General features: G+C 74.5%; 17 protein-coding genes. 5 read left to right on the top strand and 12 right to left on the bottom strand.

Features of this window, described 5'->3' with window-relative positions:
• Positions 1–73 precede the first annotated feature (73 nt).
• From BKA05_RS06150 to BKA05_RS06125, 6 genes are all read right to left on the bottom strand, one after another.
• A complete protein-coding gene (locus tag BKA05_RS06150) occupies positions 74–1,399 on the bottom strand; it encodes a hypothetical protein (RefSeq protein WP_179530639.1) in 1,326 nt (441 codons plus the stop codon).
• 168 nt (positions 1,400–1,567) lie between these two features.
• A complete protein-coding gene (locus BKA05_RS06145) occupies positions 1,568–2,662 on the bottom strand; it encodes a glycosyltransferase family 4 protein (RefSeq protein ID WP_179530638.1) in 1,095 nt (364 codons plus the stop codon).
• A complete protein-coding gene (locus BKA05_RS06140) occupies positions 2,659–3,816 on the bottom strand; it encodes a glycosyltransferase (RefSeq protein WP_179530637.1) in 1,158 nt (385 codons plus the stop codon). The genes BKA05_RS06145 and BKA05_RS06140 overlap by 4 nt, the downstream gene beginning before the upstream one ends.
• Complete coding sequence (locus BKA05_RS20215) at positions 3,813–5,147, bottom strand: O-antigen ligase family protein (RefSeq protein ID WP_179530636.1); 1,335 nt, start codon at positions 5,145–5,147, stop codon at positions 3,813–3,815. Before BKA05_RS20215 ends, BKA05_RS06140 begins: the two co-directional genes overlap by 4 nt.
• 17 nt (positions 5,148–5,164) lie before the next feature.
• Complete coding sequence (locus tag BKA05_RS06130) at positions 5,165–5,983, bottom strand: polysaccharide deacetylase family protein (RefSeq protein WP_179530635.1); 819 nt, start codon at positions 5,981–5,983, stop codon at positions 5,165–5,167.
• Positions 5,980–7,485: an oligosaccharide flippase family protein gene (locus BKA05_RS06125; RefSeq protein ID WP_179530634.1), complete on the bottom strand. Its 1,506-nt coding sequence runs from the start codon at positions 7,483–7,485 to the stop codon at positions 5,980–5,982. The genes BKA05_RS06130 and BKA05_RS06125 overlap by 4 nt, the downstream gene beginning before the upstream one ends.
• A gap of 165 nt (positions 7,486–7,650) precedes the next feature.
• Between BKA05_RS06125 and BKA05_RS06120 the strand changes: the two genes are divergently transcribed.
• Positions 7,651–8,415, top strand: a complete 765-nt coding sequence (locus BKA05_RS06120) for a hypothetical protein (protein ID WP_179530633.1) — start codon at positions 7,651–7,653, stop codon at positions 8,413–8,415.
• 62 nt (positions 8,416–8,477) lie between these two features.
• On the opposite strand, the gene BKA05_RS06115 is transcribed toward BKA05_RS06120, so the two are convergent.
• Positions 8,478–9,404 carry a F0F1 ATP synthase subunit B gene (locus BKA05_RS06115; protein ID WP_179530632.1) on the bottom strand — a complete coding sequence of 309 codons (927 nt, stop codon included), beginning with the start codon at positions 9,402–9,404 and terminating at the stop codon, positions 8,478–8,480.
• A 60-nt stretch (positions 9,405–9,464) separates the two neighbouring features.
• Between BKA05_RS06115 and BKA05_RS06110 the strand changes: the two genes are divergently transcribed.
• Positions 9,465–10,556, top strand: a complete 1,092-nt coding sequence (locus BKA05_RS06110) for a GNAT family N-acetyltransferase (protein WP_179530631.1) — start codon at positions 9,465–9,467, stop codon at positions 10,554–10,556.
• 68 nt (positions 10,557–10,624) lie between these two features.
• Positions 10,625–12,301 (top strand): metallophosphoesterase, encoded by a 1,677-nt coding sequence (locus tag BKA05_RS06105; protein WP_179530630.1) that lies wholly within the window; start codon positions 10,625–10,627, stop codon positions 12,299–12,301.
• 10 nt (positions 12,302–12,311) lie between these two features.
• Here the strand turns inward: BKA05_RS06105 and lepA are convergent, their stop codons facing one another.
• The gene (gene lepA, locus BKA05_RS06100) at positions 12,312–14,171 is read right to left on the bottom strand and encodes a translation elongation factor 4 (RefSeq protein WP_179530629.1); all 1,860 of its coding nucleotides are present in this window, start codon (positions 14,169–14,171) and stop codon (positions 12,312–12,314) included.
• Between the two features lie 158 nt (positions 14,172–14,329).
• Here lepA and BKA05_RS06095 point away from each other — a divergent pair, with 158 nt between their 5' ends.
• Positions 14,330–15,304: a hypothetical protein gene (locus BKA05_RS06095; protein WP_343045545.1), complete on the top strand. Its 975-nt coding sequence runs from the start codon at positions 14,330–14,332 to the stop codon at positions 15,302–15,304.
• 151 nt (positions 15,305–15,455) lie between these two features.
• A complete protein-coding gene (gene rpsT, locus BKA05_RS06090) occupies positions 15,456–15,716 on the top strand; it encodes a 30S ribosomal protein S20 (RefSeq protein WP_179530628.1) in 261 nt (86 codons plus the stop codon).
• A gap of 100 nt (positions 15,717–15,816) precedes the next feature.
• Here the strand turns inward: rpsT and holA are convergent, their stop codons facing one another.
• From holA to BKA05_RS06070, 4 genes are all read right to left on the bottom strand, one after another.
• Positions 15,817–16,839, bottom strand: coding sequence for a DNA polymerase III subunit delta (gene holA, locus BKA05_RS06085; protein ID WP_179530627.1), 1,023 nt, complete (start codon positions 16,837–16,839; stop codon positions 15,817–15,819).
• A 62-nt stretch (positions 16,840–16,901) separates the two neighbouring features.
• The gene (locus tag BKA05_RS06080) at positions 16,902–19,259 is read right to left on the bottom strand and encodes a ComEC/Rec2 family competence protein (protein WP_343045544.1); all 2,358 of its coding nucleotides are present in this window, start codon (positions 19,257–19,259) and stop codon (positions 16,902–16,904) included.
• 2 nt (positions 19,260–19,261) lie between these two features.
• Entirely contained in the window at positions 19,262–20,152 is an 891-nt protein-coding gene (locus BKA05_RS06075; RefSeq protein WP_218842332.1) for a ComEA family DNA-binding protein, read from the bottom strand.
• Positions 20,153–20,225: 73 nt separating this feature from the next.
• Complete coding sequence (locus BKA05_RS06070; RefSeq protein WP_179530626.1) at positions 20,226–21,203, bottom strand: DegV family protein; 978 nt, start codon at positions 21,201–21,203, stop codon at positions 20,226–20,228.
• Positions 21,204–21,207: the final 4 nt, after the last annotated feature.

Here is a 21,207-nt window from a genome sequence, read left to right as displayed (position 1 = left end):
GCGGTGCCCTCGGAGGTCGGGACGGAGGCGTGGAGGACTCGTGGTCGCCCGTGCGGGCGCCGGGGCGAGGGACTCAGCTCGTGCCTCCGGACTCCAGACCGGCCCAGTCGGGGTCGGCGTCGTGGGAGCGGGACCGGCCCCGGGGACGGCCCCAGTCCTTGCCGCGACCCACGAGGACGGTGCCGAGGAGCCGGGCGCCCACCGCACCGATGCGGTAGGTGGTACGACGCAGCTGCTCGGGCGTGAGGGCCCCCTCGGGCACGGCCAGGACCACCGCACCGCGCGCCCCCATGGTCACGGCGTCGTCGTTGACCGTGGTGGGGCTGGCGATCACGACGACGACGTCGAAGTGCTCCTCGGCCTCCTCGGCCATGCCGGCGAAGCTCGTCTCGAGCAGCTCGGCGTGCGACTCCGCACCCCACGACCCCGAGGGCAGCACCTCGAGGCCGTGCACGGGCCCGGGGCTCAGCGCACGCACCAGCGGCGTCCCGCGCAGCACCTCGTAGAGGCCCGGCGTGCCCGGCTCCGTGCCGGTCTGCCGCGCGGCACCGACGCCCATCCGGGCGTCGACGAGCAGCGTGCGCCGGCCCACCTGGGCGGTCGAGATGGCCAGGTTCGCCGCCAGCCACGCGTTGAGGTCGCCGTCGCCGACACCGGTGACGACCACCAGGCTCGCCGGCTCGTCGCTGGCCTCGGCCTCGATGGACACGCGCAGGCGGCGGAACACGTCGGCGTCCGGCGTGCCGGCGTACATCGCCAGCAGGCTGGGCTCACGCGGCGGGTGGACGTGCCCCAGGACGGGGGCGGTCACCACCGACTCGAGGTCGGCCGCGCTGGAGATCCGGAAGGTCCGTCGGTCCCGGGCGAGCGCGGCAGCGGCGCCGAGCAGCAACGAGACCATCGTGCCGACGAGGATCGCGAGGAGGAGGTTGGGGCTGCTGTACGTCACCGGGGGGTTGGCGGGGTTGCTCAGGGTGTAGCGCAGGCCCCCACGACTGGGGTCGTTGCGGGTGAGCGCGGCGTAGGTGAGGTTCGCGATCTGCGCTGCCATCTCAGGGTCGCGGTCGTCGACGCTGATCTCCACCAGCACGGTGCCCTCGACCCAGCGACCAGCGATCGAGCGGCGCAGCTCGTCCTCGGACCGTGCCCCGCCGAGCTCCTGCTCGACGTCGGCGACGACCTCGCGGGAGTTGGCGAGCTCCCCGAGGGTGCTGCGCAGCGAGTCCTGGTCGTCGTTGCTGCCCTGCACCGAGGAGAGCGCCGAGATCTCGGCGGTCGCGGTGTAGGTCTTCGGCGCCATCATCACCCCGACCGCCACGGCGATCCCGGTGAGCACGGTCACCAGCAGCGCGATCGTGCGCTGCCTCCACAGCACGGCCCCGATGTGCCGTCCTTCCATCACTGTCGCCCCAATCGACTCAGCGCCGCGTCGGCGCGTGGACACGGAAACACCCACGCAGGGCTGCGACTCGTCGACGCCCCCCGGCGCGAGGACCACGGACGGTGGCCCGAGCGCCGTCCTTTCCTCTGACACCGGGTGCATACCCGTGCTCCCAGCCAGGCAAACTCACCGGTAACCAGGAGTGAGGAGCGACTCCCCGAGCCCGAGGTAGTCCTCGACCATGCGGTCCGGGGAGAAGCGGCTCCCGACCAGCTCCCTGCCGCACCGGGTGCGCTCCTGCCGCTGCGCCGCGGACTCCTCCGCCAGGGCGCGGTCGAGCGCGGCGGCCCACCGCTGGGCCAGCTCGGCCTCGGTGCCCTCCGGCGCCACCAGCTCCACGGCCGCACCGAGGTCCGTCAGCCCGCCGACCGCGGAGGCCAGCACGGGCAGTCCCACCGCCAACGCCTCCAGCACACCGATGGGCAGGCCCTCCCAGTCCGAGGGCAGGGCCAGCAGGTCGGCGCGCCCCAGCAGCGCCGGGACGTCGTCGCGGTCCCCGAGGAACCGGACCTCGCTCCCCAGGTCGAGCGCGCGTGCCAGGGACTCCAGGCGCGCGCGCTCGGGACCGTCCCCCGCGAGGAGCAGCTGCCCACCCTGGACCCGCCGCGCCGCCCAGCCACGCAGCAGCAGGTCCTGACGCTTCTGCCGGGTCATCCGGGCAGCGCAGAGGACCACCGGTCCTGCCGCGGGGACCCCGGGCAGCGGGTCCACCCCCGACGACGTCTGGGGCAGGGTCACGGCGTTCTCGACGACGCGGATCCGCTCGCCCGGCAGTCCGGCGTGCTCGAGGTCGTCGGCGACGGCGGCGGAGACCGCCACGACGAGGTCGCTGAGGCGCCGCAGGACCCGCACGGCCCGCGGGTAGTCCTCAGCGCCCAGCCCGTGCACGGTGGTGAGCAGCGGGGCGCGGCGCAGCCGGGCGACGGGAGCGGCGGCGAGCGTGGCGCGCACGTTGTGGGCGTGCACGAGGTCGACCGGCCGGCCCGGCGACCAGGCCAGCAGCCGCCCCGCTGCCGCGGCCAGGGACACGGGGCCGGGTGCGGCCAGGGGGATGCGGACGTGGTCGGCCCCGCCCAGCCGGCGTACGAGAGGGACCCGCCAGCCGTGGTCGCTGGCCACCCAGACCCGGTGGCCGCGCGCGACCATGCCCTCGGTCAGCCCCAGGACCACGGCCTCCGCTCCTCCGGTGCCGAGCTCCGCCACGACCTGCAGCACCCTCATCGGGCACGCTCCTGGAGCGCTGTCGCGTAGGTGCGCTGCAGGCCGTCGAGGCAGTGCTCGGTGGTGTACGTCGTGAGGACGCGCTCGCGTGCACGGGCACCGAGGTCGGCACGCAGTGCGGGGTCGGCGACCAGTCGGTCCAGGGCCGAGGCCAGGGAGTGTGGGTCGCCGGGCGGGCAGAGCAGCTGCGGCGCGACCGGACCCCACACCTCGGGGACGCCGCCGACCGCCGTCGCCACGGCCGGCAGACCGGTCGCCATCGCTTGGAGCAGCGCCATGGGGCAGCTCTCCGCGGCCGAGGTCAGCACGAACCCGTCGGCCTGCTGCAGCAACGGGGCCGGGTCGGCCACGTGTCCCAGGAGCCGGACCTCGCGACCGGTGGCGCCGGTGCCCGGCAACCGGGCCGTCACGAGCCCCTGGACCTGCGCGGCCAGCTCGCCGTCGCCGGCCACGAGCACCTCGACGTCCTCGTGCATCGCGGCCACCGCCTCGACCAGGACGTCGGCACGCTTGACGGGCACCAGGCCACCCAGCCAGACCAGTCGCGGCCGCTCCCCCGCCCGGGGCGTCCCTGCCGTGCCCGCCTCCGGCGGCCGGAACCGGTCGGGGTCGACACCGTTGGGGACGACGTCCACCCGGGAGGGGTCCAGCCCGACGTGTCGGACCGCGAAGTCTGCCACCGCGTGGCTGGGACTGACCACCCGGGCGCGGCCCCACCGCGTGATCCAACGCTCCCCGTGCAGGTAGTACCACCGGTCGCGGCGGCGTCGGGTGTCGGCGAGCAGGTTGCCGGCGACGTGGTCGCTCAGGCCGTCGGCCACCCCGTGCAGCGTGTAGACGACGGCGGTGCCCGGCAGGCTGCGACCCAGCCCACGTCCGACCCAGCCGGCCCGCCTGTCCTGCAGGTGCAGCACGTCCGGCGCGAGCGCCCGCAGCGACCTGGCGAGACCCGCGAGCCCGGCGAGGTCCCGCTTGGAGGTGGCCTCCTGGTCGTGCCAGGTCACGGCGGCACCCGCGGCGCCGACCCGTCGGCGTACGTCGGGCGGCGCGACGACGTGCGAGTCGACCCCGCGCCGGGCCAGCCCGACCGCGACCTCGACCGTGTGGTCGACCGGTCCGCCCCCGGCCTGGGTCAGGACCTGGACCACCCTCACCGGACGCTCCCCGGTGACAGGTCCCGGGAGGTCGTCAGGCCCGGGAGCACCGCACCCATCGCGCACAGCAGCCACAGGGGCAGGAAGAACTGCTCGGTGATGAAGCAGGCGGCCACCGAGGTGCCGACCAGGCCCGCCACGACCGCGGCACCCAGTCGCGACCCGGCCCGCCAGGCCCGCCAGGCGCCGGCCAGGCCCACGCCGAGCAGCACGAGGAACACCGCCAGGCCGAGCAGGCCCGCCTCGGCGGCGACCTCGAGGTAGGTGTTGTGCGCGACGTCGAGGTCGTTGCGGGCATCGACCGGCAGCCGGGAGGCGAACCACGTGTGCTCGGTCGCGAAGGAGCCCGGGCCGTGCCCCAGGACCGGCCGGTCGAGCGCCATCCGCGCCGCGGCGTCCCAGAGGTAGAACCGCTCGGAGACGTTCTGACCGGCGATGGCGGTCTTCTGGGTCAGGCTGTCCAGCACCAGCTCGCGCTGCCACACGGCGAGCACGGAGGCGGCAGCGAGCAGCACACCGCCCAGGCCGACCAGGTCGCGGAGTCGGACCTGACGGGAGAGCAGCCCCACCACCAGCATCACGGCCAGGCCGAGCAGGGCGCCGCGCGAGACCGTGGCGACCATCCCGACGGTCACCACGGCCGCCGCGAGGTCCCACCGGCCGGGCATCGCGCCGGGGCGCCGCAGCGCCATGGCCAGCGGCAGGGCGGGCAGCAGGTGGAAGGCGAAGTCGTTGGGGTCGGAGATCGGGCCGGCCGCACGGGGGTCCTCGGCCGTGCTCATCGCCACCAGCCCCACGGCGGCGGCGGCGGTCGCGGCCAGCACGTAGGTGCGGGCGAGGTCCTCGGGGCGCAGGAGCCGGCGGAGCAGGACGTCGACGAGCACCACGAGGACCGCCAGGAACCCGGCCCAGCGCAGCAGCACGCCGACCGCGCCGACCGGAGCGTTGACCAGGGTCGAGACCAGCAGCACCCACCAGAGCACGACCCCGACCAGCACGACCGGCACGCGGTGCATCCCGACGCTCTCGGCGCGACTGCGCATCAGTACCCAGCTGGCCACCACCACCGCCGAGAGCAGCTTCGTCGCGAGCGGCTCCACCTGGGCGAGGTAGCCCTCGAACAGCGAGGCCACGACGAAGACCAGCACGGCCACGTCGAGGCGCAGCAGCATCAGTAGCGTCACCCCGACCGCGAGCAGACCCGCACCGACCAGCAGCGGCGCGACGCCGGTGGCCAGCCCGAGCACGACGCCGGCGAGCGCCAGGGCGGTGGGCAGCAGCACCCGGGGGGACCCCGGCGTCTGCGGGGACCCGACGGCGTGCGGGCTCACGTGCTGACTCACCTGACTCACGGGGCCTCCCGCGGCCGGCGTACGGCGTCGACGGGGCGCAGGAAGCCGTAGGCGCCGTCGAGGAGCAGGTCGAGGTCGTCGACCTCCTCCGGGACGAACGCGCGGTGCAGGGACAGCGGGTGGGTACGCCGCCGGTTGGTGCCCTTGCTGACGGTGACCGCGGCGGTGTAACCGGCCCGCGCGGCGGCAGCGCGGACGCGGCGGTCCCAGCCGCCGGTCGGGTACGCCAGTGTGCGCACCGGCACGCGCACGAGGTCCTCCAGGACCTCGCGGGACTCCAGCAGCTCGTGCGCCAGTGCCTCGTCGTCCAGCGCCGGCAGCCACGGGTGGGTGCGGGTGTGCGAGCCGATGTCGAGCCCCTCGGCGTGGGCGTCGACGATCTGTTCCGCGGTGGCGACCCGGTGCCGCTCGTGGACGGGCTCGGTGGTGTCCCAGTCGAAGCGCTGCGTACCGGGGAGGTACTCCGAGCAGACGAAGAGGGTCGCGGGCATGTCCCGCTTGCGCAGCAGCGGCCAGGCGGTCTCCACGACGCTGGCGTAGCCGTCGTCGAAGGTGAGCGCCACCGCACGGGGAGGCAGGGACCCGAGGGCGAGTCGTTCCACCGCCTCGCAGAGCGGCAGCACCCGGGCGTCCCTCTCCTCCAGCAGGTCGAGGTGCTGCTCGAAGGCGGTCTCGGAGGTCGAGAGGCCGTCGGTGTGCCGGTCGTCGATCCGGTGCCAACCGATGAGGGTCAGCGGCTCCTCGGACCGCAGCCGGCGCACCGTGCGCCTGAGGGGCCGCAGCCCGCGGGCGACCGCCCGCACCTGCGGCCTCATGACGCGTCCCGCACGACCGCCCAGGCGGCGCGCACCTGGGCCGACCGGGTCAACCACAGCACGGCGGCGTAGCTCGTCAGCACGGCCAGGGTGAGCAGCACGGTGCGCAGCACCGAGACCGCCGCCAGGCCCGTGGCGTCGCCGAGGGCGTCACCGGCCAGCAGTGCCAGGGCCGCCGCGCCGCTGCCCACGAGCACCGGCCACAGCGACCGCACCCACCGGAGGGGGTCGAAGCCCGCGACCAGCCTGGCGGCCAGGGCCACCGCCAGCAGCGCCGTCGCGGCGGTCACGACCGTCTGCGTCCAGGCGACGGCCACCACGCCCCCACGGACCGTCAGGAGCAGCGCCGCCGACAGGCCGGCGAGGTGCAGGAGCCGCAGTCGCATGGCGACCCCCGGCAGGCCCGAGGCGTTGAGCGCCACCTGGATGGCCTGCGTGAGCCCGAGGACCCAGGAGAAGAGCGCCATCGCCGCGAGGACCGACACCGCCTCGGCCCACTTCTCCCCCAGCAGCATCAGCTGCTCGGGGGCCAGGGCGGACAGCACGACCAGGGGGGCCAGCAGCGCGGTGAGGACCGTCAGCACGACCTCCGCTGCGTGGCCCACGCTCTCGCCGCGACGCCGGCACAGGTAGGGGAAGGCAGCCCCGGTGACGACCAGGACGATCAGCACGTAGGGCATGTAGGCGATGCGGAAGCCCAGGGAGTACTGCCCGAGGGCGACCGCGCCGAGCACCCGGGCCACCAGCAGGTAGTCGACGTTGAGCTGGAGGACCTCGAGCAGGTTGGCACCGGCGAACGGCGCTCCGTAGGACAGCAGCCCGCGGGCACTGGCGGCGTCCCAGCCGGGGAGCACCGGGGGGTGCACGACCCAGGCGAGCAGCAACGTGAGGACGCCCTGCACCACCTGGCCGGCCACCAACGACATCACGCCCATCCCCTGGGTGGCCAGCACGATCGCGACCACGGCACCGACGAGCGCGCCGCTGGCCTCGGGGACGACGCGGCGCAGGAAGCGCAGCTCACGGCGCAGCAGCTCCTGGGTGACCGCCGCCACCGCCAGGGCCGGCAGCGTGACGACCAGGCCGCGGATCACCGCGGCGCCGCCGTCCTCGGCGCGCAGGGCGGAGGCCATGGCCGGCGCGGCGAACCACAGCAGCAGGGTCATGGCGGAGGCGCTGACCAGACCGATCGTCACGGCGGTGCGGGCCGCCGCGGTGACGTCCCCGCGCCAGTAGACCAGCGCCCCGGAGGTGCCGAGGTTGCCCAGGATGGCCGACACGTTCACGACCAGGGTGCCCAGGGCCACGAGTCCGAGTGCGGAGGGGGCGAGCGTCGCGGCGAGCGTCAGCAGGACGAGGGTCTGGGCGCCCTTGACGACGATGCTGTTGGTCGCGAACCACAGCGCGCCGCGGGCGGCGCGGCCCTCGTCGGAGCCCCGTCCGTCGCCGGCGCGGGCCTGCTCCTCGTGCACCTCGAGCCGCGCCACGGCCACCCCCCCCATGTCGACTGTGCTGGAGCCGACGCCGTGGAGCGCCGACGCAGGGGCTTATACCCGCGAGCGGTTTAGGCTCACACCTGCTGGGAACAACCTGCAGCGTGACCCGGCCGACACTCGGCTGTTGACCACGACGACGACGGCCCGGCGGCCGGACAAGGGGGCGGACCAGTGCGTCGACTCGGACTCGCGTGCGTCGCGGTCGCGGTCGCGATCGGCTCGAGCGGCTGCAGTGACCTGCGGGCCCAGCTCGAGGGCGCGGAGGTCGTCTCCCCGTCCCTCGACAGCTCCTACGCCGCTGTGCCGACGGTGCTCGAGACCTCGGAGTGGTCGGTCACCGACGGCCTGGTCTCGGTGATCGTGCGCAACGACTCCGACCGCGACCTGCGCACCGCCGAGGTGACGATGACCGCACGCGACGTCAACGGCGAGGTGCTCGGCACCTACGGCGCGTCCTCCATGGGTGGGGACAGCGCGTGCTGCACCGTGCAGGCGCTCGCGCCCGGTGAGGAGTTCGGCTTGTACTTCGCGGTCGGTGAGGGCTCGGAGCGCATCGACGACGTCGAGCTCACCTACTCCCGGCTCGCCTGGGCGCAGGAACCCTCCGACAGCCCGGCGCCCGATGGCGCGGAGGGACCGGAGCGACCCGACGTCCGTGCCCGCGCCACCGACTTCGTCATCCAGCAGCAGCAGACCGTCGTACGAGCCACGGTCGAGGTCGGCGACGAGGACATCCCGCGCGCGCTCGTCCAGGCGGTCCTGCGCGGCCGCAGTGGCAAGCTGATCGCCGTCGTGACCGGCCGCTGGTCGTGCTTCGAGGCCGACACCACCCGACGGATCCGGATGGAGCTCTTCCAGCCGGTCCCCCTCGGCACGGGCGTGGACAGCGTGAGCATCCGCCCCCTGACCGACGCCGTCGCGCCCCGCTGCTCCTGACGCACGAGCACGGCGCCGCCCGGCCCCTGGGGACCCGGGTGACGCCGTGCGTCGGCGATCCCTCAGACGCCGCGGAAGAGCCACCCGAGGGGACGCTGCTCCTGCTCGACGGTGGTGGACCGGGGGGCTTGCTCCGACAGCTCGTCGGTGCGGTCGGCCCCGAGGTGCTCCAGGTCCATGGAGAAGGGCTGGGCGAGGTGGTCGCCCGGGTCGTCGCCCAGGTGGTCGACCGGGGTGTCGGTCGGAGCGTCGGCCCGGTCGAGGTCCGGTGACTGCTCGGGCCGGTCGTCAGAGGAATCGGACTCCGGTCCCGCCGGGGTCGGGGGCTCGTCCTCGACCGCCGGGGCGGCCACGACGAGCTCCGGGGCGGGACGCGACGGCGTGTCGGACGCCGAGGACGACCGCTGGTCGTGCGCCGCGATCCGGCGCCCGACGTCGTCGAGGTCAGTCGCGGTGCGCAGGACGTGCTCGACGGTCGACTTCGCGCCACCGAGGAGTCCGCCCAGCTCCCCGAGCGTGCCTCGCAGCTCCTCCACGAGACCCTCGGTGCGAGCGCGCAGCGCTGCCACCTCCTCACGCAGCTCGGCCGTGACCTCGGCCCGGGCGCGGGCCCGTTGCTGCTCGAGGTCCTCGCGGGCACCGGCGACCTCGAGGGCCGCCTCGTCGCGCAGCTCCTGGCTCTCCTGCCGCGCCTGGGTCACCAGCGCCTCGGCCCGCTCGCGGGCCTCTGCCACCAGTCGCTCGGCGGTCTCCTGCGCGCTCTCGAGCAGCCGGTCGGCCTCCTCGGCCGCCTCCTGGCTCAGCCTGGTCGCCTCGGCCAGCAGCGATCCGGCGTCGCGGCGCGCTGCGTTCTCCTGGCGCAGCCGCGCAGCCTCCTGGGCCGCCTGGCTCGGGGTCTCCGCCCCGTCGGCCTCGTCATGGCCGTCTGCGGTGCGGACGGTGTGGCTGGTGTCGTCGGCGTCAGGGCGCGTGCCCGTGTCGTGGTTCATAACCCCCCTCGTCGGTCTCGGGGTCTCCTGCCCGGGGCCGCGCCTGGTAAACCCGTTCTCATGGTGAACCACGCCGCACCGCCGGACCCCGCGCACCTCGTCGAGGTCCGTGACCTCGGCCCGTGGCGTGCGGCGTGGGACGGGCTCGTGCTCCGGGCCCCGCTCCCCACGCCGTTCCTGCGCACCTGGTGGCTCGACGCCCAGAGTGCTGTGCAGGACGGGTCCGCACTGTTCGTGCTGGTCCTCAGCGGTGAGGAGCTGATCGGCGGCCAGGCGCTGCAGGTCGACCGGGTGCTGGGCGCGCGACGGATCCAGATGCTCGGCCAGGGGCCGCTGGCACCCGACCACCTCGACCTGCTCGCCGCGCCGGGCCGGGAGGCCGAGGTCGTCGAGCTGCTCGCCGCTTGGTGGCGTGCCCGACGACGCACACTGGTCGACCTCGACGGCCTGGCCGCGGGCACCCGCCTGGTCACGGCCGTAGGCACCCCGGCGCTCGCGCGCGAGACGGCCCCGCACCTGCGGACCGACGACCTCGGCGACGGGTACCTCGCCACCCGGTCGGCGAACCTGCGCCGAGCCGTCCGCCGAGCCCGTCGCGACTTCGGTCGCGAGGGTCTGGTGCTCACGCGCGCCGACCAGGGCGGGGCCTCCGCCGTCGACCGCGCGCTGACCGGGTTCGCGGCGCTGCACTCCCTGCGCCCGGACCGCGCCCCTCTCCTCAGCCGGATGCCGGAGCTCGCGCGCGCCGTGCACGGCGGCGTGGCCGCGGGCGAGGCACGCGTGCACGTCCTCGGTCGGCCCGGCGAGGCACCGGTCGCGGTGGCGCTCGCGTGGTGGTGCGCGCGACGGCTCTCGACGTACCAGGTGGCGCGATCGCTGGCGCGGGAGCACGCACACGCCGGCACGCTGATGATGGTGGAGATGATCGAGCACGGGGTGGCCGACGGGGCCAGGGAGGTCGACCTGCTGCGCGGCGACGCCGACTACAAGCTCCGGCTCGCGGACGAGCAGCGTGACCTGGTGCTGGTCCGCACCGGCCGGGGCGCACTCCCCCGTGCGGTGCTGGCCGCCCACGCCGCCCGGGGCCGGCTGGCCGCGGGTCGCCGACCGTTCACCGGCTCGTCACCCGAGGACTCGTCACCCCGCCCCTGACCGGTCGTTGTGGGACCGGACGCCAGCGCGGCGTCCGGTCCTGACGAGCAACCCGAGAGTGAGCAGCCGTGGGTCACGGTCCGCACCGCCCGTACGTCTCCCGCCGACAGTTCGTGCAGCGCACGGCCGCGGTCGGCATCGCTGCGGGGGCAGGACCGTTCCTGTGGCAGCAGCCCGGCTACTCCGCGCAGACGCCGGTGGAACAGATCCACGGGCAGTTCGGCCAGGACGCCTCCCGGGAGGCCGCGTTCAGCTGGATGACCCCGGGGCCGGTGCGCCGGCCGTTCGTGCAGATCGGCGGCGAGCGGGTGCGCGCCGAGACGGTGCAGTACGCCGGCTACCCCGGCTACCTCCACCACGCGCGGGTCGACCGACTCCTCCCCGACACCCGCTACCGCTACGCCGTGGGCCACCAGGGCGCGGTGCGGTCGACCAAGGCGGTCTGGCGCACGGGCCCCCGCCCCGGCACGCCCTTCACCTTCACCGCCTTCGGCGACCAGGGCACCGACGTCCCGGACCTGACCAACATCCAGGACTTCGACCCGCTGACCCTGCAGACCATCACCCACCAGCAGCCGCCGTTCCAGGCCTCGCTCAACCGGGACCTGGCCCACTCGATGAACCCCGCCTTCCACGTGATCGTCGGCGACACCTCCTACGCCAACGGCGACCAGACGATCTGGGACGACTGGTTCCGCGGCATCGAGAAGATGGCGCGGACCATGCCGTGGATGCCGTGCATCGGCAACCACGAGATCGAGGCGGCCGCAGGCATCGGCGGCTTCTCCCTGACGGGGCTGCTCGGCGGGGAGGACGACTCCTGGGGCCCACTGGGCTACGACGCCTACCGGCACCGCTTCGCGCTGCCGGAGAACGGCGACAAGGACTGGGAGGGCAACTGGTACCGCTTCCGCTACGGCTCGGTGGAGTTCATCTCCATCGACAACAACGACGTCAACACCGAGGTCACCGCCAACATCGGCTACTCCGAGGGCCGCCAGGAGCAGTGGGTCAAGCGCACCCTGCGACGCGCCGCGAAGGACCCCGGCGTCGACTTCATCATCGTGCTGATGCACCAGGCCGCGTTCTCCTCCGGACTGCACGGCAGCGACCCCGGCGTGCGCAAGGCGTGGTTCCGCCTCTTCGCGAAGTACGGCGTCGACCTGGTCATCCAGGGCCACGACCACCACTACGAGCGCACCCACCTGATGCGGCGCGCGAAGGTCGTCGAGGCTGCCGAGGACGGCCACTACACCTCCGACGTCGGGACGATGTACATCGTCTCCGGCAACGGCGGCGGCGTGCAGCGCGGCGAGGGCCTCTTCGGCGGCGGCGACTTCACCGCGGCGATCCAGGCGATGGAGGTCGGCACCGTCAAGGTCGAGGTGGTCCCCGACACCGGTCGCGGGACCAAGCGGCTGGTGCTGGGCGAGTACTCAGCCACCCGCGGCGGTGCCCCCATCGAGGAGGGCATCGTCATCGAGCGCAGCCTGGACCGCGGCAAGCGGTCGGCGCGGGTCGCCGAGGAGCCGGAGGCCGCCGCCCCACGGCTCGTGCTGCCCTCGGAGGACCCGGTCGGGCCGCTGCACGAGACCACCGGCGGCGTCGCCGCGCTCGCGATGGGTGCCGCCTCGACCGCGGCCCCGGGCACGACGTGGACCCGCGGGTCGGCCGACGAGGAGGTCGCCGAGCTGCGCGCACAGCGGCGCTCCGGCGTACGACGGGTGCTGCGCGACCTGCGGTAGCCGGCGCCGGCTACTTCTTGGACTTGTCGATCGAGCTGCCGGCACCGTCGTTGGAGAGCGCGGCCACGAAGGCCTCCTGGGGGACCTCGACGCGGCCGACCATCTTCATCCGCTTCTTGCCCTCCTTCTGCTTCTCCAGCAGCTTGCGCTTGCGGCTGATGTCACCGCCGTAGCACTTGGCCAGGACGTCCTTGCGGATGGCGCGGATGTTCTCGCGGGCGATCACGCGGGCGCCGATGGCAGCCTGGATCGGCACCTCGAACTGCTGGCGCGGGATGAGCTCCTTGAGCTTGCCGGCCATCATCACGCCGTAGGCGTAGGCGGCGTCCTTGTGCACGATCGCCGAGAACGCGTCGACCGGCTCGCCCTGCAGCAGGATGTCGACCTTGACCAGGTCGGCGGACTGGTCACCGGAGCGCTCGTAGTCCAGGGAGGCGTACCCCTTGGTGCGCGACTTCAGCTGGTCGAAGAAGTCGAAGACGATCTCGCCCATCGGCAGCGTGTAGCGCATCTCGACGCGGTCCTCGGAGAGGTAGTCCATCCCGCCGAGGGTGCCGCGCTTGGTCTGGCACAGCTCCATGATCGTGCCGATGTAGTCGCTGGGGCTGAGGATCGTGGCCTTGACGACCGGCTCGCGGACCTCGTGGATCTTGCCCTCGGGGAACTCGCTGGGGTTGGTCACCTCGACCTCGGTGCCGTCCTCCATCACCACGTCGTAGACCACGTTGGGGGCGGTGGAGATCAGGTCGAGGCCGAACTCGCGCTCGAGCCGGTCGCGGGTGATCTCCATGTGCAGCAGCCCGAGGAACCCGCAGCGGAAGCCGAAGCCCAGCGCACCGGAGGTCTCCGGCTCGTAGGTCAGCGCCGCGTCGTTGAGCTGGAGCTTCTCCAGCGCCTCGCGCAGGTCGCCGAACTGGTCACCGTCGATCGGGTAGAGCCCGGCGTAGACCATCGGGTTGGGGTGCTTGTAGCCGCCGAGCATGTCGGTGGCGCCGCCGTGCTGGGTGGTGATCGTGTCGCCGACCCGGGACTGGCGGACGTCCTTCACCCCGGTGATGAGGTAGCCGACCTCGCCCACGCCGATCTCGCCGGCCTTGACCTGCTCGGGGCTGATCACCCCGACCTCGAGCATCTCGTGGGTCGCGCTGGTCGACATCATCTTGATGCGGTCGCGGTGGTTGAGCTTGCCGTCGACCACCCGGACGTAGGTGATCACGCCGCGGTAGGTGTCGTAGACGGAGTCGAAGATCAGCGCGCGCGCCGGCTTGTCGGCCGCGCCGACCGGCGGCGGGGTCTGCTTGACGATCTCGTCGAGCAGGGCCTCCACGCCCAGGCCCGTCTTGGCGCTGACCTGGAGCACGTCCTCGGGCTCGCAGCCCACGAGGCCGGCCAGCTCGGCGGCGTACTTCTCGGGGTTGGCGCTGGGCAGGTCGATCTTGTTGAGCACGGGGATGATGTGCAGGTCCGCACCCATGGCGAGGTAGAGGTTCGCCAGCGTCTGGGCCTCGATGCCCTGGGCGGCGTCGACGAGCAGGATCGCGGCCTCGCAGGCCTCCAGGGAGCGGGAGACCTCGTAGGTGAAGTCGACGTGCCCGGGGGTGTCGATCATGTTCAGCACGTAGGTGCCGGCCTCGGCGCCGTGCTCGTTGTCGTCCCCGACGCCCCACGGCATCCGCACCGCCTGGCTCTTGATGGTGATGCCGCGCTCGCGCTCGATGTCCATCCGGTCGAGGTACTGCGCACGCGCAGCCCGCTCGTCGACGACGCCGGTCAGCTGGAGCATCCGGTCGGCCAGGGTCGACTTGCCGTGGTCGATGTGGGCGATGATGCAGAAGTTCCGGATGATCGCCGGGTCGGTCTGGCCCGGCACGGGCCAGGACTTCGGGGGAACAGCAGGCACGGGGTCTCAGGCGTTCTCTCGTACGTCGGGACGGACCCGGCCATCCTCCCACGACACCCCCCGAATGCCCGCCACGCCGGGGGTCGGCCTCCCCCACTCCACGCGCACGAGCCCCCACGATGGGCGTCGTGCCCACCTCTTCCCCGGCGGCCGCGCCTCCCTGCCCGATCCCCACCTACCTGCCGTGGGGACGCACGGCCAGGCGACTGGACTGGGCGCACCTGCCGCCCCAGGTGCGCTTCGACGTCGAGGCGAGGCTGGGCTCGCCGGTGGTCGCCGACAGCACGCTGACCCACGGCTACGTGCCCGTGATCGAGACGGTGCTGACCCTCGCCGACGGCACCCACCACCTGCTGCGCGCCGCCTCCACCCAGGCCCAGCGCTCCTTCGCCGCCTCGCTGCGCGCCGAGGCGCAGTGGCTGCGGACGCTGCCCGACCCGGTGCCGACGCTGCGGCTGACCCACCTGCTGGACGGGGACTGGGTCGTGCTGGTGCTCGAGCACCCCGCCGCGCGACTGCCCCACCGGCCGTGGCGCGAGGACGACCTCGACCGGTGCCTCGACGCCGTCTCCGCCGCCGCGCTCGCCCTCACCCCTGCGCCCGGGGAGGCCCGGCCCTTCGCCGAGGACCTCGCCGACTGGATGGGGCGCTGGGACATCCTGGAGGGCCGCGAGGACCTCGGCACCCCGATGCAGGTGCTCACCGCCGGACGGTTGGCGGCGCGACTGCCCGAGGTCACCGGCGGCGACACGCTCGTGCACACCGACCTGCGCGACGACACCCTCCACCTCACCGCGGACGGCGGGGTCCTGCTGGACGGCTGGGCCTGGCCGGTGCGCGGCGCGGCCTGGCTGGACCCGCTGCTGCTCCTGGTCGGGCCGTGCGGCGACGGCCTGGACGTGGAGGCCGTGCTCCGGCGTACGCCGCTGCTGGCCCGGGTCCCCGACGACGACGTGGACTGCGTCCTGGCCGCCATGGCAGGCTTCTTCCTGACCAGCTGCGACCTCCCGGTGCCGGCTGCGTCGCCCTGGTTGCGGGAGTTCCAGCGCTGGCAGGGCGAGGCCGTCTGGGGCTGGCTGCGACGCCGTCGCGGCTGGGCGTGAGCCGCGGGACCGGAGCGGGGACAGGCGATTTGGGCGCTCTCCGGCGCCGCTGTTAGCCTTGCACGTCGCTTCGGTAGCGCGCCTCTTGCGCGCCCGGCGACCGTCAGCATCACCAGACCAGCACGTAGACCAGACACGTAAGGCGAGCCCTGTGGCCAACATCAAGTCCCAGATCAAGCGCAACAAGCAGAACGAGAAGCGCCACGAGCGCAACAAGGCCGTCAAGAGCGAGCTCAAGACCGCCATCCGCCGCTTCAACGAGGCCGTCGAGGCCGGCGACAACGAGAAGGCCGTGACCTCGGCCCGCGTCGCCACCAAGAAGCTCGACAAGGCCGTCTCCAAGGGCGTCATCCACAAGAACCAGGCCGCGAACCGCAAGTCGTCGATCGCCAAGAAGGCCGCCGCACTCTGATCCTGACCCGGGCACTGCCCGGTCTGGGACGCTGACAGCGACCCGCTCCACCATCGGTGGGGCGGGTCGTCGGCGTTCCCGGGTGGTGCCGCGTCCGTCGTCAGGACCGCAGGGCGGCGATGGTGAGCACGAGCCGCTCGAGGGTGTACGACGCATCGCTGGCCGCACCCTTGACGTCCGCGTCGGCCTGGGCGACCGCGCGGATCGCGGCCACCAGCCCGTCCTCGCTCCACCCCTTGGCCTGGTCGCGCAGGGTCCGGATCTTCCACGGCGGGACCCCGACCTCGCGGGCCAGGTCGGCATCCCGCATGCCCCGACCGCGGGACGTGGCGGCCTTGAACCGGGCCAGCCCGCGGGCGCTCCCGGCAAAGGCCGAGGTCACCAGCACCGAGGCGGTGCCGTTGTCCAGCGCCCACCGCAGCTCCTCCAGCGCCTCGAGGCGACGACCGGAGAAGGCCGCGTCGGCGACGACGAAGGACTTCGCCTCAGCCCGTCCACCGAAGTACTGCGCGACGCGCTGCTCGCCCAGCGCCTCGTGGGGGAAGTCGTGCGCCAGCTGGTCGACCGCCGCCGCCAGGGCACGCAGGTCGTGCCCGACCGCCTGCACCAGGGCGTTGGCGGCCGAGGCCTCCATCCGGGCACCCAGCAGCCGGGCCTCGGCGATCGCGAACTGGGGGAACTCCGAGGGCTTGAGCTCTTCGGTCTTCACCTCCGTCACCGCAGCCAGCTTGCGGAGCTTGGTCAGCACGCCCGACCCCTTGGGCCCACCGGAGTGGACCAGGACCAGCGCCACGTCGTCGGCCGGCGCGCCGGCGTAGTCGAGCAGGCCCGTCACCGACTCCTCGGGAAGGTGCTCGAGCTCGCGCACGACCACGCACCGGGTGCTGGAGAACAGCGACGGGGCCGAGAGCTCGCCGAGCGTGCCCAGCGTCAGGTCGGCACCGAGCGCCTCACCCATCTCGGCCTCCGCGTCGTGGGCGCGGACCGCGGCCCGGACCGCGCCGACGGTGCGCTCGCGCAGGAACTCCTCCTTGCCGGTCACCAGCGTGACGTGGCCGAGGACGTCACCGGGCGCGGGGCCGGCCTGACGGGCGGGACGGGCGGAGGTGCGGGCTGCTGCCATGGTGCGGCTCAGCCTGCCACAGCGGGCCGACAGCGCCCCACCGGGAGGCGCACGGCCACCGGTCACCGGGTCGTGAGCACCGACGGCCCCGACTCCCCCGCCACCACGGCGACCGCTCCGTCGGTGTCGGTGCGGAGCACGTGGGCCCCCGAGGACTCCAGCGCTGCGAGCACCGCCAGCGAGGGGTGGCCGTAGTCGTTGCCCTCGCCGACGCTCACCACCGCGACGCTCGCACCGAGGCCGGCCAGCCACTCGAGGTCCTGGTAGGAGCTGCCGTGGTGGGGCACCTTGAGCACGTCGACGGCGAGGTCGGGCAGGGTGCGTGCCAGGGCCGCCTGGCCGGGAGGCTCGAGGTCGCCGGTGAGCAGCAGCCGCAGGCCGGCGACCTCGACCAGCAGCACCACGCTCGCGTCGTTCGCCGTCGTCCCGTCCCCCGGGCCAGGGTCCGGCTCCCCGGGCAGCGGCCAGAGCACCTGCAGGTGCGTGGCCCCGGAGCGCCAGGTGCCGGCGTACGGCGCGGGGTGGAGGGGTACGCCGTCGTCGGCCGCCTCGGCCAGCACCTCCCGGGCCCCGTCGACCGGGTCCAGCACCCGGCTCACCCACACCTCCTCGACGCGGTGCGAGCCCAGCACGGCCGCCAGCCCGTCGACGTGGTCGGCGTGGAAGTGGGTCAGGACCAGCAGGTCGACCGTGTCCACCCCGAGCCGGTCCAGGCAGCGCCCCACCGCGCCGGCCTCGGGGCCGACGTCGACCACGACCGCGCGCCCGGGGGTCGTCGGGAGCACCAGGGCGTCGCCCTGCCCCACGTCGCAGGCGACCAGCGCCCACCCCTCGGGGGGCCAGCCGGGCACGGGTGGGCGGACCACCACCACGGCCAGCAGCAGCACGCAGCTGGTCGCGCCCCGGGCCCGGGTGCCGACCAGCCACGGACCGTGCCAGGCCAGGACCACCGTGAGGACCGTCAGGAGGGCCAGGGCGATGCCGGTGGTGGACCAGTCGACCGCCGCCGTCGGCAGCGCCGCTCCGCGGTGGGCGACCTCGACGATCCACCCCACGCACCACGTGGCGGCGGTGCCGAGCAGTCGGCCGGCCCACGGCCAGACCAGCCCGACGCACCCGCCGAGCAGGCCGAGCACGGTGGCCGGACCGACGGCGGGCGCAGCCAGCAGGTTCGCGACGACGGCGACCAGGCTGACCTGGCCGCTGAGCGCCGCCACCACCGGGGTGCAGGCCAGCTGGGCCGCGGTGGGGACCGCGATCGCCTCCGCCAGCCACCGGGGCAGCCACCGCGCCAGTGCGTCGCGCCACCGGGGCCCGAGCAGGACGATCCCGGCCGTGGCGAGCACCGACAGCGCGAAGCCGGGAGCCGTGGCCAGGCCGGGGTCCAGGAGCAGCAGGACCGTCACCGCCACGCCGAGCCCGCGCACCGCCCGGCCACCGCCGTGGGTCAGGGCCAGGAGGCCCACCACCCCCATCACGGCGGCGCGCAGCACGCTCGGCTCCGTGCGGGCCAGCAGGACGAACCCGACGACCCCGGCCAGCCCGAGCAGCAGCAGCCCGCGGCCCCGCACGCCGATCGTCCGGGCGAGCACCAGCAGCGCGCCGAGCAGCAGGGTCAGGTTGGTCCCGGACACCGCCAGCAGGTGGGTGAGCCCGGTGGCGCGGAACTCCTCGGCCACGGTGGGGTCCAGCCCGGCGTCGTCACCGGCGACCAGGGCGGGCACCAGCACGCGCTCGGGAGCGGGCCGGTGGGCGACCGCCTCGCGCAGCGAGGCCCGCAGCACCTGGGTCGCCCGCCACCACGGGCCGGGCGGGTCGAGGACGTCCGGCTCACCGTGGACCGCGAGGACCGCCGCGAGCCGACGCTCCCCGTCCTCGGGGGGCTGCAACCGCCCCGCGAGCGCCAGCGCGGACCCGAGCCGGACCTCACCCCACGACGAGGGGGCCAGGACCAGCACCGGGGAGCGGACCCGCCACCTGCTCCCCCGACCGTCGACCTCGACGACGAGCGCCCGCAGGAACACCCCGTCCGACCGGCTGCCGGCCATCGGCCGCGGGTCGGTGGTCACGACCAGGCGCCCCGTCACGGCCGCTCGCTCGTCGGCGAGCTCGGCCACCGGGTCACCGGCGACCCGGTCGGCCCGCAGCAGGCCGGCGCAGAGGACCGCCACCAGGGCGAGCAGGCAGCCGAGCACCGTCGTGCGCCAGACCGCGACGAGGGTGCTGGTGCGAGCCCCGGTGCCGCACCGCCGCGCGAGCACGGTCGCCGTGGTGGCCAGGCCCACCACCAGCCCCACCACCAACCCCGCCGACAGCAGGAGCGACCAGCGCGGGGCCGCGACCAGCAGTCCCCCGGCCCAGGCGCCGAGACCGACCACCCCCATCCGCAGGTCCGTCGGGCGGGAGGTCGCGGCCGGCACGCTCAGACCGTCACGAGCGGGGCGAGCGTCTCCAGGGTGGCCGGACCGATCCCGTCGACCTCGAGCAGCTCCTGGACCGCGGTGAAGCCGCCGTGCTCCTCACGCCAGGCCAGGATGGCCTGGGCGGTCACGGGCCCCACCTCGGGCAGGGACTCCAGCAGGGCCTGGTCGGCGGTGTTGAGGTCGACCAGCGCCGCGGGGGCACCCGGGGCGGCGGGGGCACCAGCAGCACCGGGTACGCCGACAGCGGCTGCCCCCGGGCCGACCAGCACCTGCTCGCCGTCCACCAGCACCCGGGCCAGGTTGAGCCCGGAGAGGTCCACGCCACCGCGGGCGCCCCCGGCCGCCTCGATGGCGTCGACCACCCGGGAGCCGACCGGCAGCTCGAGGACCCCGGGGCGTCGGACCCGCCCGGCCACGTCGACGACCACGACCGACGTCTCCTCAGCGGGAGCGGCCTCGCCCGACGCAGAGGATGGCAGGTCCACCAGGGAGTCCCCACCGGCCGGCTCGGGTGCGACCGCAGGCAGGGGTGCGGAGACGGGGACCGGCTCCGAGCGCACGACCCACCAGCTGGTCACGGCCAGCCCGAGCGCCACCACGACCGCCACGACCGCGAGGTGGACCAACCCCAGCCGTAGGTGCGCCGGAGGCCCGGGCAGCCGCGTCGGGCGCCGGCTGGCGTGCCTGCCCGGCATCGGGACGGTCCGCGCGACCCGGACCGGCTCGACCGAGTGCACCGGCTCCAGCAGGTCGTCGAGGCCGGAGGGGGCGGGACGGGCGGGAGGCTCCTCCCGCACCCGTGTCGGGCCGGGCGCCGGCTCGGGAGGCACGAGCAGCGCGAGCCGTCGCTCGACGGCCTCGCGGTGCTCGGTGGATCGTCGCGATCGCATGGGGCGACGCTAAGGAGTCCGAGGACCCCTGGGTCCGGCGCCGGAGCGTGCTGTGCAGCACGGCGCCCGGAGGTCAGGCTGTGGACGCCTCGCGGTCCTCGTCAGGGCCCTCGTCGGGGTCCGCGCCAGGTCCCTGCTCGGTCCCGGGCACCGGACCCCGGGGCGCGACGCAGACCGCGATCATGCCCGGGCCGACGTGGGCACCCAGCACGGCACCCAGCTCACCGCACGAGACGGTGGCGTCCGCCAGTCGCTCCCCCAGCCGCTCCTGCAGGTGCTGGGCCAGGGTGGCCGCACGGTCGGGGTTGGCCAGGTGGGCGACGGCGACGTCGAGGTGCACGGCGACGTCGGGGTCGAGCCCCCCCGCCAGCTCCTCGGCAGCGGTCACCGCCAGCTCCTCGAGCCGGGCCAGCGCCCGGGTGGAGGTGCGCACCCGCTCCAGAGGCGCCACGCGACCGTCGTCGATCCGCAGCAGGGGCTTGACCGCCAGTGCGCCGCCGAGCAGCGCCGCGGTCGCACCGATCCGTCCCCCGCGGCGGAGGTACTCCAGGGTGTCGACGTAGAACAGCGACGACGACCGCTGCGCACAGTCACGGGCGGCGTCGGCCGCCTCCTCGGCGGTGGCACCGTCGGCCGCCGCGCGGGCGGCCGCGAGAGCGGCGTACCCCGTGGCCACGCCGACCTGGCGCGAGTCCACGGCGACGACCGGCACCGGCGCCTCGAGCGCCGCGAGCTGGGCGGACTCGAAGGTGCCGCTCATCTGCGCCGAGAGGTGCACCGAGACGATCGCCGTCGCGCCCTCCTCGGCCGCGCGCCGGTAGACCTCCAGCATCACCGCGGGCGAGGGCCGCGAGGTCGAGACCGGCGTCCACTCCTTCAGTGCCGCGGCGACGCGCTCCGGGGTGGCCCCGTCGGCGCCCTCGTCGAGCACCTCGGCACCGATGACGACCTGCAGGGGCACGACGACGACTCCGTGCTCCGCCGCCACCTGCGCGGGCAGGCTGGCGGTGGAGTCGGTGACGACGACGACACGGGTCTCCGGGGAGCTCACCGGG

Source organism: Nocardioides marinus, assembly GCF_013408145.1.
GTDB lineage: Bacteria > Actinomycetota > Actinomycetes > Propionibacteriales > Nocardioidaceae > Nocardioides > Nocardioides marinus.
Note: the sequence above shows the minus strand (reverse complement) of the source record. Positions and strands in the feature narration are given on the sequence as shown.